Raw genomic sequence first — 14,048 nt, 5'->3', positions numbered from 1 at the left:
GCTGCCATGCGCGTCGCTGCCATCGACTGCGGTACCAACTCCATCCGTCTGCTCATCGCGGATGCCACCGACGGGCCGCGGTCCACGCTCACGGACGTGGTGCGGGAGATGCGCATCGTCCGGCTGGGACAGGGCGTGGACGCCACCGGCTGGCTCGCGGAGGCCGCGCTGGAGCGCACCTTCGCCGCAGCGGACGAATACGCGGCGCTGATCGCGCAGCACGGGGCGCAGCGCGTGCGCTTCGTGGCCACGTCCGCGACCCGCGACGCAGGCAACCGGGACGTCTTCGTGGCGGGCATCCGCTCCCGCCTGGGAGTCGAGCCGGAGGTCGTGAGTGGTGAGGAGGAGGCGGCGTTGTCCTTCCGCGGTGCCCTCAATGCGGCGTCGTCCCTGGACTCGCGGGACCGCGTGCTCGTGGTGGACCTGGGTGGCGGTTCGACGGAGTGCGTGCTCGGCACGCCCACGGAGGTGCTGGCCGCGAAGAGTGTGGACATCGGCTGTGTGCGCCTCACCGAGCGTCACCTGGGCGGCAACCCTCCCACCGCGGCCCAGCAGGAGCTCGCGCTGCGGGATGTGGACGAGGCCATGGACGTGGTCGCCCGGACCGTGCCGCTGGAGCAGACCACCAAGATCGTGGGCGTGGCAGGGACGGTCACCACGGTCACCGCGGCAGCACTTCGCCTCACGGAGTACGACCCGCAGCGGATCAACGGCACCGAGCTGCCCATCCCGGATGTCGTGCGCGCCTGCCGTGAGCTGACGCAGATGACCCGGGACCAGCGTGCCGCGCTCGGTTTCATGCACGAGGGCCGCGTGGACGTGATCGGTGCCGGGGCTCTCGTGTGGCGTCGGGTGCTCGAGCGCGTCTCGGCCGCCACGGACGGGCGGGTCAGCGCCGTGACGGCGAGTGAGCACGATATTTTGGACGGCATCGCACTGTCCCTGGTCTCCTGACGCGGGCCCCGGTCCACCACGAGCACGAACGGGCGCGGTGCGCCGCACCGCGAGGCAGAACAGAGGGGTCATGATCGGACGCACGAGGACTCGGGCCCTGCTCGCGGCCACTGCGGCGGGCGCGCTGCTCGTCGGGATGACGGCGGTCCCCGCGCTCGGACAGCAGCCCGCGGTGCCCGCCCCGGCGCCATCGGTGCCCGTGGAGTCGCCCATCGCCCCCGCTCCCACCAACGGCAAGGCCGCCGTGGAGGGCTCGGACATCCAGCAGCGCGAGTACTGGCTGGACGACTACGGCGTGCGGGACGCGTGGAAGTCCGCGACCGGCAAGGGCGTGAAGATCGCCGTGATCGACACCGGTGTGGACGGCTCCCACCAGGACCTCACGGGCTCCGTGGGGGAGGGCACGGACGTCTCCGGCAAGGGGCGGGCGGACGGGCAGCAGGGCCTCGGCGAGGAGCCGGAGCACGGCACGCTGGTGGCCTCCCTCGCGGCGGGCCACGGCCACGGGGAGGACCGCTCGGGCGGCCCCGGGAAACAGCAGGGCATCCTGGGGGTCGCCCCGGACGCCGAGATTCTCCCGGTGTCGATGTGGCTGGGCGCCGAGCAGCCGGGTGTGAAGGACGTCAACGAGCAGATCCCGGACGCCGTCCGGTGGGCCGTGGACCACGGCGCTGACGTCATCAACATGTCTGTGGGCTCCAACGCCACCGCGTGGCCGCAGTCCTGGGACTCCGCGTTCGCGTACGCCGAGGAGAAGAACGTGCTGGTGGTGGCTGCCGCGGGCAACAGGGGCAGCGGACTGACCCAGGTGGGTGCCCCCGCGACGATCCCGGGCGTGCTGTCCGTGGGCGGGGTGGACCGCCAGCGTCAGGCCAGCTGGGACTCCTCCTCCCAGGGCATCTCGATCGGGGTGGCGGGGCCCAGCGAGGACATGGTGGGGGCGATGCCGGGCAACGGCTACGCCGAGTGGTCCGGGACCTCCGCGACCGTTCCGCTGGTCTCCGGGACGGCGGCGCTCATCAAGCAGAGGCACCCGGAGCTCACGGGTGCGCAGATCGCGCAGCGGATCGTCAAGACGGCCCACGACGCGGGGGAGAAGGGCAAGGACCCGTTCTACGGCTATGGGATCCTGGACGTCCGCGCGGCGGTGGAGGACGACGTCGAGACCACCGAGGAGAACCCGCTGGGCAGCGTGCAGCACTGGATCGAGCAGAACCGGCCGCACACCGCCTCGCCCGGCGCGAGCGCCTCGGCGAGCGCGGACGAGGGGGACACCGAGCACGTGACGCAGGAGGCCACCCCGCCCGTGGCGCGGAAGCCCCTGAACGAGACCGGTGCGTTGCCCGTGGTGATCCTCGCCTCCTTCGCGGTGGTCGTCAGCGGCCTGACCGTGGCGGCGATCCTGCACATCCGGCGCCTCTCGCGCTGAGACGCCGGTGCGCCACCCGCGTGGAGCACCCTCCGAAGTATCCTGCAAGGCCGTCACCGTACGGCAGGGCGTGAGCAAAAGTTCCCGGTGATGAGTAAACTTCCAGGCATGTCTTTCAATCAACTTGCCAAGGACCGTCCGCGCCTTCTCATCGTGGGTGGCGGGTACGTCGGTTTCACCGTCGCGCAGAAGCTGCAGACCCGTATCAAGGAGTCCGGCGGCGTGGTCACCGTGGTGGACCCCAACCCGTACATGACCTACCTTCCCTTCCTCCCCGAGGTCGCGGCCGGGAACATTGAGGCGCGCTTCGCCACGGTTCCCCACCGCCAGAACCTGCGGGACTGCGAGTTGATCGACGGCCGCGTGGAGAACATCGACCACGCCAACCGCAAGGTCACCATCCGCGGCATCGACGAGGGTCCCGAGTTCGAGCTGCCCTACGACGAGATCGTGGTGGCCGGCGGCTCCAACACCCGCACGTTCCCCATCCCGGGGCTCGCGGAGAAGGCCATCGGCATGAAGACGATCGAAGAGGCCGTCTCCGTGCGCAACTGGATGCTCGAGCGCATCGAGGTGGCGTCCCTCACCGACGACGAGGACGCCAAGCGCCAGGCGCTGACGTTCGTGGTCGTGGGCGGCGGCTTCGCCGGCATCGAGACCATTGCCGAGCTCGAGGACATGGCACGTACCGCTGTGGAGCGCAACGACCGCCTGAAGGTCTCGGACCTGCGCTTCGTGATGATCGAGGCCATGGGACGGATCATGCCCGAGGTCTCCAAGGACCGCGCTGAGAAGGTCGTGGCCGAGCTGCGCTCCCGCGGCGTCGAGGTGCTCCTGAACACGTCCGTGTCCGAGGTAGACGGGGACGTCGTCAAGCTCATCAACATGGGTGACAAGTCGCCCGCCGGCGAGCTCGCCACGGACACCCTGATCTGGTGCGCCGGCGTGGCCGCCGCGTCCTTCATCAAGAACAGCGATCTCCCCATCGACGAGCGCGGCCGCCTGCGCGTGGGCGCAGACCTGCGCGTCACCGGCGACGACGGGCCCTTCGACGGCGCCTGGGCCGCCGGCGACATCGCCGCCGTCCCGGACCTCACCGGTGCCGGCCCGGGTGGCTTCTGCGTGCCGAACGCCCAGCACGCGGTCCGCCAGGCAGCCAGGATGGCCAAGAACATTATGGCCGCCCACCAGGGCGAGCCCCTGCAGGACTACTATCACGAGGGCCTCGGCTCCGTGGCCGGACTGGGCCTGTACAAGGGTGCCGCCACGGTGCGCAACATCGACCTCGGCGGACTGCCTGCGTGGCTCATGCACCGTCTGTACCACGGCTATGCGATCCCCACGGTGGACCGCAAGGCACGCGTGTTCACCCAGTGGGGCCTGAACATGGTCTTCGGGCGGGACACCCAGCCGCTGCGCCACCTGCGCGATCCGCGCCGGGCCTTCGAGAAAGCCGCCGGCGTGAAGGTCTCGGACGCCAAGGCCAGCCTGTAGCCTGCACGTCGACGACGGTGGGGCCGCCTGCGGGCGGCCCCACCGTCGTCGTACCCGCCCCCATAGCCCAACCGGCAGAGGCAGCGGACTTAAAATCCGCTCAGTGTGGGTTCGAATCCCACTGGGGGCACCCCCGACGCAGCACCGATCCCGCCGCCCGGCACTCGTGAACCGACCCCCGCGGGTCTGTTCGCCGTCCACGGACTCCAGGCTGGCGTGCAGGTTCCGGTGCTAAACTGGGATCTCAGCTCGCCCACGCCCAGAAAGGACGTCCCATGGCCGGCGGCAACCCCCTCCTGCGAGACTTCAACAAGAAGAACGCCACCACCGTACCCGCATCACCCCAGGGTGCCCAGTACTCGCCCGAGCAGCTCGAGCGGATGTACAACGCGCCCGCCGCCGGGCCCGCCCAGACCGGGCGCATGAGCTACGACGACGTCGTAATGCGCACTTCGCTCGTGCTCGGCTGCGTGGTCGTGGCCGCCTTCGCGGGCTGGTTTGTGCCCGTCCTCGCGGTTCCCGGTGCCATCGTGGGCCTCGTCCTCGGTCTGGTGAACTCGTTCAAGCGGGAACCCAGCCCCGTGCTCATCATCCTGTACGCGCTCGCGGAGGGCCTGTTCCTCGGCGGCATCTCGGGCATGTTCGAGAGCACCTACCCGGGCGTGGTGGTGCAGGCGGTCATCGGCACCCTGGCGGTCTTCGTCTCGGTCCTCGTGCTCTACAAGACGGGCGTGCTGCGCGCGACCCCGCGAGTGACCAAGTTCTTCTTCGTGGCCATGATGGCCTACGCCATCTTCGCCCTCGTGAACCTGGGCACCTCGTTGCTGGGCGGCTTCAACCTGCGCACCGACGTCTCCGTCTTCGGCATTCCGCTGGGGCTCTTCGTGGGTGCCATCGCGATCCTGCTGGCCGTCTACAGCTTCGTACTGGACTTCGAGAACATCAGCGACGGCGTGAGGCGCGGCATCCCCCAGAAGGCTGCCTGGTCTGCGGCGTTCGGCCTGACCGTGACCCTGATCTGGACCTACGTGGAGATCCTGCGTCTGCTGACGATCATCCGGTCGATGAGCGACTGACTCCTCCTGGACTGAAACGTCCCGACAGCGACGGCCCGGTGCACGCACACCGGGCCGTCGCTCTGTCTGTCCCAGGGCGGTGGACGAGGCGCGGCGCCGCTAGGTACCGGGGCCGACAACGGCGCTGCGCAGCGGACGTGCGGCACGCCGCGCCACCGGGGCCGCGCAGCGTCGTCGCGCCCGGTGCCCGCTCAGATGTAGCTGATCCCGAGGTCGCGAGGTGGCAGGTTGATCGCACGGGAGGGCACACTGTCAGGAGCGGCGCGGCCCACGAAGAGCCAGCCGAGGACCTCCTCGTGCTCGTCGAGGTCGTAGAACGAGCGGAGAATCTCCCGGTCGTAGGGCTCGCGCTGGGACCAGATGGTGGCCCAGCCCTGCGCGTAGAACGCGGCCTCCAGGACACCGCGTGCCGCGGAGACCTCCCCACGCTGGACCTTCTTGGACTCCTCGAGCTCCGGGTGGTGGCGGAAGACGATCGCGATGGCGGCGCCGCCGCGGGAGGCCCACGAGAGGGAACCGCGGTAGGCGGCGAGAACCCGGATCTTCTTGCCCTTCAGGCGGGGGACCGGGCCCGTGAGGTTGGGCACCGAGGCCAGCCCGGCCATGGCGGCGGCCAGCAGGGGGGCTGAGGGGCGGGTGGTCACCACGGCACGCCAGCCGGTGGGCCGCTCGTCGTACTTCGCACCGGCGGCGGCACGCAGGACGGCCTCGAGCTCCTCCTGGCGGGGTGCCTCCTGGCTCAGCAGGCTCGCGGGACGGCGTTGGGCCAGGATGCGCAGCAGTGTGGTGGACATGGCAGCCATTTTGTCATCCCGCGGGCGGCGGGCCGGTAACAACATTGCGCGCAATGATGCGATCATGGTGCCCATGTCTTCCAGCATCTCCACGTCTCCCGCGAGCACGTCCCCGGACCGCGTGCCGGACGCCCCGCGGTCGAGCGACGCTCCCGCCCACGACGCCCAGGACACGGTCACGGCTCCCGTGCGGATCGCCGCGGCGTGGTCCTGGCGCATCCTGCTCATCATCGCCGGGGTGGGGGTGGTCGGGTGGCTGCTCTCGCTCGTCACCACCGTTCTGATCCCGGTACTGCTCGCCGCCCTGCTCGCCGGGTTGCTGTTCCCCGCCGTGCGCTGGCTGCGCTCCAGGGGATTCCCCGCCGCGCTCGCCTCCATCACCGTGGAGCTCGGCCTGATCGTGCTGGTCCTGGGGCTCCTCACCCTGGCGGGGCAGCAGATAATCGTGGGCTTCGCCCAGCTCTCGGACAACGCCGTGGCGGGCTTCCAGCAGCTGATCGGCATGCTGGAGGACAGCCCGCTGAACCTCTCCACGGACAACATCAACCAGTGGATCGCGGACCTCGGCAACACGCTGCAGCAGAATTCGGACAAGGTCCTCTCCGGGGCCATGACCTTCGGCTCCACTGCGGGCAACATCGTCACCGGCACGATCATCATGCTGTTCGTGCTGCTCTTCTTCCTCATGGACGGCGAGAACATCTGGCTGTTCGTGGTCAAGCTCTTCCCCCGCCGCGCTCGTTCCGCAGTCAACGGATCCGGTCGCCGTGGCTGGATCTCCCTGGCCCAGTACGTGCGGATCCAGGTCTTCGTGGCGTTCGTGGACGCCGTGGGCATCGGCGTGGGCGCATTCTTCCTGGGCGTGCCGCTCGCCCTGCCCATCGGCGTGCTGGTGTTCCTGGCGTCCTTCATTCCGATCGTGGGCGCCGTGGCCACCGGTGCGGTGGCCGTGCTGGTCGCCCTCGTGGCCGTGAGCCCGTGGATCGCCCTGGCCATGCTGGGCGTGGTGCTGCTCGTGCAGCAGCTCGAGTCCAACGTGCTGCAGCCCCTGATCATGGGAAGGGCCGTCTCCCTGCACCCGGTGGCCGTGTTCCTGGCGGTGGCCTCCGGCAGCGTGCTCTTCGGCATTGCCGGTGCCCTGTTCTCCGTGCCGCTGATGGCCGTGCTCAACACGATCGTCCGCTACCTGGCCAGCCGTGCCTGGGAGCACGACGACGAGATCGCGTGGGAGCCGCTGATGTACCCCCGCGAGATCAAGAAGACGGCCAAGAAGAAGGACCTGGACCGCGACCAGGTCATGGCGCTGCTCCAGCGCTTCCGCGGCAAGCGCCACAAGGAGCGCGAGGCCGAGGAGCACAGGCGTGACGAGAAGCACCGCAAGCAGACGAAGCACAACGCGAGCATCGAGGAGGACGTCCTGAGCACGGACGACTCCCGGCGCTGAGACCTCTCGCGAGGTAATAGCATGGAGCGCGGCGCCCCCACCCACGGGCACCGCGTTCTGTTGTCCCCGCCCCGCAGTCCCGGTCGCGATCCACCGGGCCCGGCACCCCGCGGCGGACCAAGCAACCGGCTACGACGAAGGAAGTTCTCTGTGGCCCACCCAGATCTGCCCGTAACGGTGGAGGACGTCCGCCGTGCCGTCACGCTGCTGGAGGGGGTGACCGAGCGGACGCCGCTGGCCCACTCCCGGGCGCTGTCGCGCGCGCTCGGTTCGGAGGTCTACCTCAAGTGCGAGAACCTCCAGCGCGCGGGCTCCTTCAAGGTGCGCGGCGCGTACGTGCGGATGTCGCAGCTCTCGGACGAGGAGAAGGCCAGGGGAGTGGTGGCGGCCTCGGCCGGCAACCACGCCCAGGGCGTGGCCCTCGCTGCCGCCAAGCTCGGCATCGAGGCGCGGATCTACATGCCGCTCGGTGCGGCGCTGCCCAAGATCGCGGCCACCCAGGACCACGGCGCGGAAGTGGTGCTGCACGGCTCCACCGTGGACGAGGCGCTCGCGGAGGCTCAGCGCTTCTCGGACCAGACCGGTGCGGTGTTCGTGCACCCCTTCGACCACGTGGACATCATTGCCGGGCAGGGCACGATCGGCCTGGAGATCTTCGACCAGCTGCCCACCGTGGACACCGTGATCGCGGGAGTGGGTGGAGGCGGGCTGCTCGCCGGCGTCTCGGTGGCCATCAAGGCGAAGGCCCGTGAACAGGGCCGGGACATCCGCGTGATCGGCGTACAGGCGGAGAACGCCGCCGCCTACCCGCCGTCGCTCGCCGGTGATGCCATCGTGACGCTGTCCCGGGTCTCCACGATCGCGGACGGCATCGCGGTGGGCCGCCCGGGGCAGCTGCCCTTCACCGTGATCCGGGAGCTCGCGGACGACGTCGTGACGGTCTCCGAGGACTCGCTCGCCCAGGCGCTGATCTTCATGCTTGAGCGCAACAAGATGGTCGTGGAGCCCGCCGGCGCGGTGGGCGTGGCCGCAATCCTCGAAGGCGACCTCAAGGAGAGCCACCCGGACCTCGGCAACACGGTGGTGCTGCTCTCCGGCGGCAACATCGACCCCATGCTGATGCTCAAGGTCATCCAGCGTGGTCTCAGCGCAGCGGGACGCTACATGACGGTCAGGATGATGCTGACCGACCGCCCCGGCGAGCTCGCTCAGATCTCGCAGATCATCGCGGACCTGGACGCCAACGTCACGGGCGTGGACCACACCCGCATCGGCGGTTCCCTGTCCATGGGGGACGTGTCCATCACCATCGACATGGAGACCAAGGGCCACGAGCACTGCGACCAGGTGATCGCCGAGCTGGAGGCGCACGGCTTCCACCCCGTGATCGCGCACTGATCCCTGGACTCTCAGGCCCGGGGCCTTGGGGCCTGTGCCGCTGCGGAAGCCACGTCGCAAGGACGACGCTGCAATGAGGACGACGCTACGACCACGAGGACGCGACGACGTCGCCGCGGCGCCCGCTCAGCGGCGTCGTGCCCCGCGGGCCGTCACGTAGGTGACGAACGCCATGACGAACGTGGCGAACCACAGGATGTTGCGCAGACCGCCGGTCGAGTTCAGTGCGGGGTGACTCTGGCCCACGAAGTGCACGACCACCGCGGCCACGGCCAGCAGCGCGGTGAGCACGAGTAGGGGCCCGCTCCAGCGGTTCGGGGTGCGGTTCCAGTGGGTGACCACGAGGGGTTCTCCTGTCGGGGAGGCAACGGGAGCCGCCACGTTGCGCTGTGACGGCGTAGGAAACGGCTGAGGGCCACACCGCGGCTGCGGCGTGGCCCTCAGTTCGGGGGTCAGCGGCTGAAGGGCTTGGCCTTCAGGATCTTGACTGTGATGTCCTTGCCGTTGGGGGCCTGGTAGCTCACGGTGTCGCCCACCTTGTGGCCGTTGATCGCGGCACCCATGGGGGAACGCTCGGAGAATACCTCGAGGTCCTCGCCCCCGGTGAGGTCCTCGGCGACCTCACGGCTGCCCATGAGGAAGGTCATCTCGTCGCCGGCGATCTCCGCGGTGACCACCATGCCGGCCTCGATGACGCCGTCGTCCGCCGGGGCCTCGCCCACCTGGGCGTTCTCGAGGAGCTGGGTCAGCTGGACGATGCGTCCCTCGTTCTTGCCCTGCTCCTCGCGTGCGGCGTGGTAGCCGCCGTTCTCCTTGAGGTCACCCTCGGAGCGGGCCTGTTCGATCCGGTCGACGATCTCCTGCCGGTAGGGACCGGCGATGTAGTCGAGTTCCTTCTTGAGCCGGTCGTACGCTTCCTGGGTGAGCCAGGCTCCCTCGTGAGTAGGCACTGTGCCTCCGTTTCTCCGGTGCTCACCGCCCTGGTGAGCACGTGTGAAAAACCCCGCCCCGGTGCGAGCCGCGTGGCCCAGCGTGTCCGGGTCGGGGATGTGATCTCGCGGCAAGTCTAGTGGAGGCCGCGCGCCCAGCCCAACATGTCGCGTTCCACGACCACAGTCGCAGGGGGGGGCGGGTCAGCCGGCGTCCTCCCAGCAGGTGTCCACGCCGGCAGTCGTGGCGATTCCCGTGGTGCGCAGCGTGACGCGGTGCGTGCTCGTGCGGCCGTTGAGCTCCTCGTCCGCCACGTGCCCGACCGTGACCTCGCGCCAGCCCACCACGGCGTACTGCTCGTTGAGGGCCTGCACCGCGCACGTGACCGTCTGGTCCGGGTCTTTTGTGAGGTCGAAGTCCGCGTAGACGTGACCGGCGTCCGTGATCTGGAAGCTGACGTCCTTGGCCACCGGCCGCTGGGAGTTCCCCCACACGATCCACACGACGAACAGGGAGGCCAGAAGGGTGGCAGCGGCCGCGATCACGATCCAGCCGCGTGTGGAGGGCCCCCGCCGCCGTGGCCGGTTGACGCGGCGGTGCCCGCCGCCGTAGCGCTGGGCGAGCACGCGGTCCGTTCCGGGTGCGGGCGAGCCACCGGGCGGCTGGGGGATCGCAGAACTCATGCCCCCACTCTACCGAGGGCCGGTGGGCGAAGACTGGGTACCCAGCGGCGGACGACGCCGCCGCGCGGCCGGTACGGGAGGCGTCGTCGGTCGTGAAGTGGCGTGACGCACGCGCCGCACGGCATTCGGGTGCGGCGTAGGATACCGGGGATTGCATTTTTACGGCGGTTTTTCCGCGATGAGGTCTTGGAGGCATTCGTTCGGTGACGGACTATTCACAGTTGCGCCTGTTGGCGATCCACGCCCACCCCGACGACGAGTCCAGCAAGGGAGCCGCAACGATGGCCCACTACGCGGGCCTGGGCGCCCGCGTCATGGTGGCCACGTGCACCGGCGGCGAGCGCGGCTCGATTCTTAACCCCGAGATGGAGGGGGATGTCGCGGCCGAACGGGACCTCGCTGGCCTGCGCCGCCACGAAATGGCCGCTGCCGTGCGTGCACTCGGCGTGGAGCACCGCTGGATCGGCTTCATGGACTCCGGTCTGCCCGAGGGGGACCCGCTTCCCCCGCTGCCGTGGGGGTGCTTCGCACTGCAGCCGCTGGAGCGTGCCGCGGCGCCCGTGGTGCAGCTGGTGCGGGAGTTCCGGCCCCACGTGATCCTGACCTACGACGAGAACGGCGGCTATCCGCACCCGGACCACATCCAGACCCACAACGTGGCCATGGAGGCGTACCTGCGCGCGGGGGATCCGGACGCGTACCCCGGCACGGGCGAGGCCTGGGCCCCGTCCAAGCTGTACTACGACCGCGCCTTCAACGTGGAGCGCTTCGTCGCCCTGCACGAGGCGCTCGAGGCGCGCGGGCTGCAGTCGCCCTACGCCGAGCGGATCGCCGCCATTCAGGAGTCCGATCCGGAGGGCCACCGCCCGCCGGTGCCGCGCCACGAGACGACCACCAGGATCGAGTGCGCGGACCGTTTCGAGGCCCGGGACGAGGCACTGCGCAGCCACCGCACCCAGGTGGACCCGAACGGCATGTTCTTCGCGGTCTCCGCGGAGACGCAGGCGGAGGTGTGGCCGTGGGAGGACTACACGCTCGCGGAGTCCCGCGTGGACGCGCAGCTGCCCGAGACGGACCTGTTCGCGGGCGTCGCGGACGCGCCCTCGAACCCCGGAAGCGAGTGATCCCGCGTGCCCACGCTGCTGAGCGTCCTGAACGCGGCCACGCCCGCGCCGAGCCCCGAGAACACGCTGCGCCCCGGTCTCGACCCGAGCCAGGTCTCCCCGGGGCTGGTCGGGTTCCTGATGACCTTCGTGCTGGCGGTCGCCGTGGTGCTGCTGGTGATCGACTTCAACCGTCGCAACCGGCGGCTGCGCTACCGGGCGGAGTACGCCGAGCGGCGCGCGGCCGAGGAACGGGCCGCCACCGGTGCGCTCCCGGAGGGCACGACGTCGGCCGAGGGCCGCACAGCGGGTAACGACGCCGCCCGCCGCACCGGTGCTGAGAGCGACGTCGAGCGGTAGCGACGCCGTCCGGTCACCGCCCACGGGCCGCGCACCCGACGGGCGGGACGGCTCCAGCCGGTCCTGACGGCGCCGGCCGCACTGTGAGACGGTGGTGCCATGCCGAATCGTCTGGCCGGTGCCACGAGTCCCTACCTGCTCCAGCACGCGGAGAACCCCGTGGACTGGTGGCAGTTCAGTCCCGAGGCCTTCGCGGAGGCGCAGACGCGCGACGTGCCGGTGCTGCTCTCCGTGGGCTACGCGGCGTGCCACTGGTGCCACGTGATGGCCCACGAGTCCTTCGAGGACCCGGAGACGGGCGACTACGTCAACGCGCACTTCGTTCCCGTGAAGGTGGACCGTGAGCAGCGCCCGGACGTGGACTCGGTGTACATGGCGGCCACCCAGCTGCTCACCGGTCAGGGCGGCTGGCCCATGACCGTGTTCCTGACGCCGGAGGGCCGCGCGTTCCACGCCGGCACCTACTACCCACCGCGGCCGGCGCACGGCAGACCCTCCTTCATGCAGGTCATGGTGGCCGTCACCGAGGCCTGGACCGTGCGACGGGACGAGGTCGAACGCTCCGCGGAGCAGCTGACGGAGGCCCTGGAACGGCACCCGGAGCTCGTCGACAGGATGCTCGCGGACGCCGGCCCCTCCGCGGTGGCCGAGCCTGCGGGGGACGGCGCGCGGGAACTGTCCGGTGAGCTCGCGGGTGAGTGGCTCAACGGCCTCGAACTCGCCCGAGACGCGGCCCACGAGGGCTTCGGCGGGGGCGCGAAGTTCCCGCCGTCCCCGGTGCTCGAGGCCCTGACGACGATTGCGCGGTCACCCTTCCAGGCCCACGAGGGCACGGCGTCCTCGTGGCTCATCCCGGAGCAGCGGCGCGCGGCACGCGAGCTGCTGAGCAGGACGCTGGACGCAATCGTGCTCGGAGCCCTCCAGGACCACGTGGGAGGCGGGTTCTTCCGCTACTCCGTGACGCCGGACTGGTCCCTGCCGCACTACGAGAAGATGCTCTACGACAACGCCCAGCTGCTGCGGGTGCTCGCCCGCACCGTGGTGATCCTGGAGCGTGAGGGGACGGACCCGAACCGTGCGGCGCGGTACCGTCACGCCGCCACCGCGCTCGTGCACTGGCTTCACCGGGAGATGGTGACCCCCCAGGGTGCGTTCGCGGCGTCCCTCGACGCGGACAGTGACCCGTCCCCGGACGAACCGCACGCGGAGCGCGAGGGTGCGTACTACACCTTCAGCCGCGTCGACGAGGGCCTTTCCAGCAGTGGGGGCGTCCGCCCCGAACCGGTCACCGCCGCGTGGGGTGAGGGGGGGCGTGTCACGGGGATCCTGGACGAGTCCCTCCGTGCCGCGCTGTGGCAGCGCAGGCTCGAGCGTACAGCGCCACACCGGGACGACAAGGTGGTCACGGCGTGGAACGGCATGATGATCGCGGGCCTCGCCGACGCCGCCGTGCTCCTGGACGCCCCCGAGTGGCTCGACCTCGCGGGCGCGGCCGCGGAGTTCCTGTGGGAGCACCACCGGGACGCGGCGACAGGGCGGCTCGCGCGGACCTCCCGCGGCGATGCGGTGGACCCGCACGAGGGCCAGCTCGAGGACTACGCGTGGCTGGGGGCGGGGCAGCTTGCTCTGTACCGCGCGACCGGGGACGGGGTCTGGTACGAGCGCAGCCGCGCGCTTGCGGAAGTCACCGTGGAGCGCTTCGTGCGCGACGACGCCGTCCTTGAGTCTGCGCGCCTGGACCCCACCCTCGTGACGGCCGGGGCGACGGGCCGTGCCGAGCCGTTCGACGACGTCGCCCCGTCCACCCCGGCCGTCCTCGCCCGGTGGCTCACGGACCTCTCACAGCCCCGGACGGCGGGCATGGCCACGCGCGACCTCGTGGAGCGGCTGACTGCCCAGGCCACGGGGGTGGTGCTGAAGGCCCCTACCGCCGCCGGTGGAATGGTCTCGGCGGTGCTGGAACGGGAGGACCCGCCCGCACTGCTGGTGGTCTCAGCAGCGCATCCTGCACAAGTCCGCGAACTCAGGGACGCCGTGAGGGCCCGCCGCGTGGTGGACGTGCTCGTGCTGGACGCCGCCGTGGCACCGTACGGGGTCCCCATGACGCCAGAGGCTACGGAGGCCCCGGAGCACCCCGGCACAGGGTTCACGGTGTGGCTGTGCCGTGACGGGCGTTGCGAGCTGCCGGTGCACAGTCCGCAGGAGGTCGGGCGGTTGCTGGGGTGACCCGGCCGATGAGCTGACCCGGGCCTGCCCGGCAGGTTCCAGGGGTCCTCGCAACACCTGGTTGTTTAGTCAGTGATTAGTAGATCACGCAGACGCTGGGCTGGGTTCTTCCAGTCCAGCGTTTTGCGTGGTCGCCCGTTGAGTTCCTGGGCAACAT

The 14,048-nt window shown here is 70.3% G+C and carries 13 protein-coding genes and 1 tRNA gene; 10 read left to right on the top strand and 4 right to left on the bottom strand.

Translation table 11 applies throughout. The features are described from left to right. The first annotated feature begins 6 nt into the window (after nucleotides 1-6). From ABD264_RS09715 to ABD264_RS09695, 5 genes are all read left to right on the top strand, one after another. Nucleotides 7-954 (top strand): Ppx/GppA phosphatase family protein, encoded by a 948-nt coding sequence (locus ABD264_RS09715; RefSeq protein ID WP_344205801.1) that lies wholly within the window; start codon nucleotides 7-9, stop codon nucleotides 952-954. A gap of 70 nt (nucleotides 955-1,024) precedes the next feature. Beyond that, entirely contained in the window at nucleotides 1,025-2,383 is a 1,359-nt protein-coding gene (locus tag ABD264_RS09710; RefSeq protein WP_344205799.1) for a S8 family serine peptidase, read from the top strand. Nucleotides 2,384-2,491: 108 nt separating this feature from the next. After that, the gene (locus ABD264_RS09705) at nucleotides 2,492-3,877 is read left to right on the top strand and encodes an NAD(P)/FAD-dependent oxidoreductase (protein ID WP_303105981.1); all 1,386 of its coding nucleotides are present in this window, start codon (nucleotides 2,492-2,494) and stop codon (nucleotides 3,875-3,877) included. 56 nt (nucleotides 3,878-3,933) lie between these two features. Continuing rightward, a tRNA-Leu gene (locus ABD264_RS09700) sits at nucleotides 3,934-4,007 on the top strand. A 145-nt stretch (nucleotides 4,008-4,152) separates the two neighbouring features. After that, nucleotides 4,153-4,953 carry a Bax inhibitor-1/YccA family protein gene (locus tag ABD264_RS09695; protein ID WP_055082577.1) on the top strand — a complete coding sequence of 267 codons (801 nt, stop codon included), beginning with the start codon at nucleotides 4,153-4,155 and terminating at the stop codon, nucleotides 4,951-4,953. A 191-nt stretch (nucleotides 4,954-5,144) separates the two neighbouring features. Here ABD264_RS09695 and ABD264_RS09690 read toward each other — a convergent pair whose 3' ends face one another. Continuing rightward, nucleotides 5,145-5,747, bottom strand: a complete 603-nt coding sequence (locus tag ABD264_RS09690; RefSeq protein WP_232300192.1) for a nitroreductase family protein — start codon at nucleotides 5,745-5,747, stop codon at nucleotides 5,145-5,147. Nucleotides 5,748-5,820: 73 nt separating this feature from the next. On the opposite strand from ABD264_RS09690, the gene ABD264_RS09685 reads away from it, so the two are divergent. Together ABD264_RS09685 and ilvA are read left to right on the top strand one after the other, a co-directional pair. After that, a complete protein-coding gene (locus ABD264_RS09685; RefSeq protein WP_344205795.1) occupies nucleotides 5,821-7,191 on the top strand; it encodes an AI-2E family transporter in 1,371 nt (456 codons plus the stop codon). A 150-nt stretch (nucleotides 7,192-7,341) separates the two neighbouring features. After that, the gene (gene ilvA / locus ABD264_RS09680; protein WP_344205793.1) at nucleotides 7,342-8,589 is read left to right on the top strand and encodes a threonine ammonia-lyase; all 1,248 of its coding nucleotides are present in this window, start codon (nucleotides 7,342-7,344) and stop codon (nucleotides 8,587-8,589) included. 126 nt (nucleotides 8,590-8,715) lie between these two features. Here ilvA and ABD264_RS09675 read toward each other — a convergent pair whose 3' ends face one another. From ABD264_RS09675 to ABD264_RS09665, 3 genes are all read right to left on the bottom strand, one after another. Further along, a complete protein-coding gene (locus ABD264_RS09675) occupies nucleotides 8,716-8,931 on the bottom strand; it encodes a hypothetical protein (RefSeq protein WP_055082585.1) in 216 nt (71 codons plus the stop codon). Nucleotides 8,932-9,041: 110 nt separating this feature from the next. Continuing rightward, nucleotides 9,042-9,539, bottom strand: a complete 498-nt coding sequence (greA, locus tag ABD264_RS09670) for a transcription elongation factor GreA (RefSeq protein WP_055082587.1) — start codon at nucleotides 9,537-9,539, stop codon at nucleotides 9,042-9,044. 183 nt (nucleotides 9,540-9,722) lie between these two features. Then, nucleotides 9,723-10,202: a DUF4307 domain-containing protein gene (locus tag ABD264_RS09665; protein ID WP_344205789.1), complete on the bottom strand. Its 480-nt coding sequence runs from the start codon at nucleotides 10,200-10,202 to the stop codon at nucleotides 9,723-9,725. 203 nt (nucleotides 10,203-10,405) lie between these two features. On the opposite strand from ABD264_RS09665, the gene mca reads away from it, so the two are divergent. The 3 genes from mca (at nucleotide 10,406) to ABD264_RS09650 (ending at nucleotide 13,891) form a co-directional block, all read left to right on the top strand. Beyond that, complete coding sequence (mca, locus tag ABD264_RS09660) at nucleotides 10,406-11,326, top strand: mycothiol conjugate amidase Mca (protein ID WP_126874772.1); 921 nt, start codon at nucleotides 10,406-10,408, stop codon at nucleotides 11,324-11,326. A gap of 6 nt (nucleotides 11,327-11,332) precedes the next feature. Then, nucleotides 11,333-11,665: a hypothetical protein gene (locus tag ABD264_RS09655; protein ID WP_083482306.1), complete on the top strand. Its 333-nt coding sequence runs from the start codon at nucleotides 11,333-11,335 to the stop codon at nucleotides 11,663-11,665. Nucleotides 11,666-11,764: 99 nt separating this feature from the next. Further along, nucleotides 11,765-13,891, top strand: a complete 2,127-nt coding sequence (locus tag ABD264_RS09650; protein ID WP_344205785.1) for a thioredoxin domain-containing protein — start codon at nucleotides 11,765-11,767, stop codon at nucleotides 13,889-13,891. Nucleotides 13,892-14,048 lie beyond the last annotated feature (157 nt).

It is taken from the genome of Kocuria salsicia, from assembly GCF_039532055.1.
GTDB classification, from domain to species: Bacteria; Actinomycetota; Actinomycetes; order Actinomycetales; family Micrococcaceae; genus Kocuria; species Kocuria salsicia.
Note: the sequence above shows the minus strand (reverse complement) of the source record. Positions and strands in the feature narration are given on the sequence as shown.

What these genes read in the sequence shown, in the direction of transcription:
- ABD264_RS09715 (WP_344205801.1), top strand. Translation starts at nt 7, where the DNA reads ATGCGCGTCGCTGCCATCGACTGCGGTACCAACTCCATCCGTCTGCTC.
- ABD264_RS09710 (WP_344205799.1), top strand. Translation starts at nt 1,025, where the DNA reads ATGATCGGACGCACGAGGACTCGGGCCCTGCTCGCGGCCACTGCGGCG.
- ABD264_RS09705 (WP_303105981.1), top strand. Translation starts at nt 2,492, where the DNA reads ATGTCTTTCAATCAACTTGCCAAGGACCGTCCGCGCCTTCTCATCGTG.
- ABD264_RS09695 (WP_055082577.1), top strand. Translation starts at nt 4,153, where the DNA reads ATGGCCGGCGGCAACCCCCTCCTGCGAGACTTCAACAAGAAGAACGCC.
- ABD264_RS09690 (WP_232300192.1), bottom strand. Translation starts at nt 5,747, where the DNA reads ATGTCCACCACACTGCTGCGCATCCTGGCCCAACGCCGTCCCGCGAGC.
- ABD264_RS09685 (WP_344205795.1), top strand. Translation starts at nt 5,821, where the DNA reads ATGTCTTCCAGCATCTCCACGTCTCCCGCGAGCACGTCCCCGGACCGC.
- ABD264_RS09665 (WP_344205789.1), bottom strand. Translation starts at nt 10,202, where the DNA reads ATGAGTTCTGCGATCCCCCAGCCGCCCGGTGGCTCGCCCGCACCCGGA.
- ABD264_RS09650 (WP_344205785.1), top strand. Translation starts at nt 11,765, where the DNA reads ATGCCGAATCGTCTGGCCGGTGCCACGAGTCCCTACCTGCTCCAGCAC.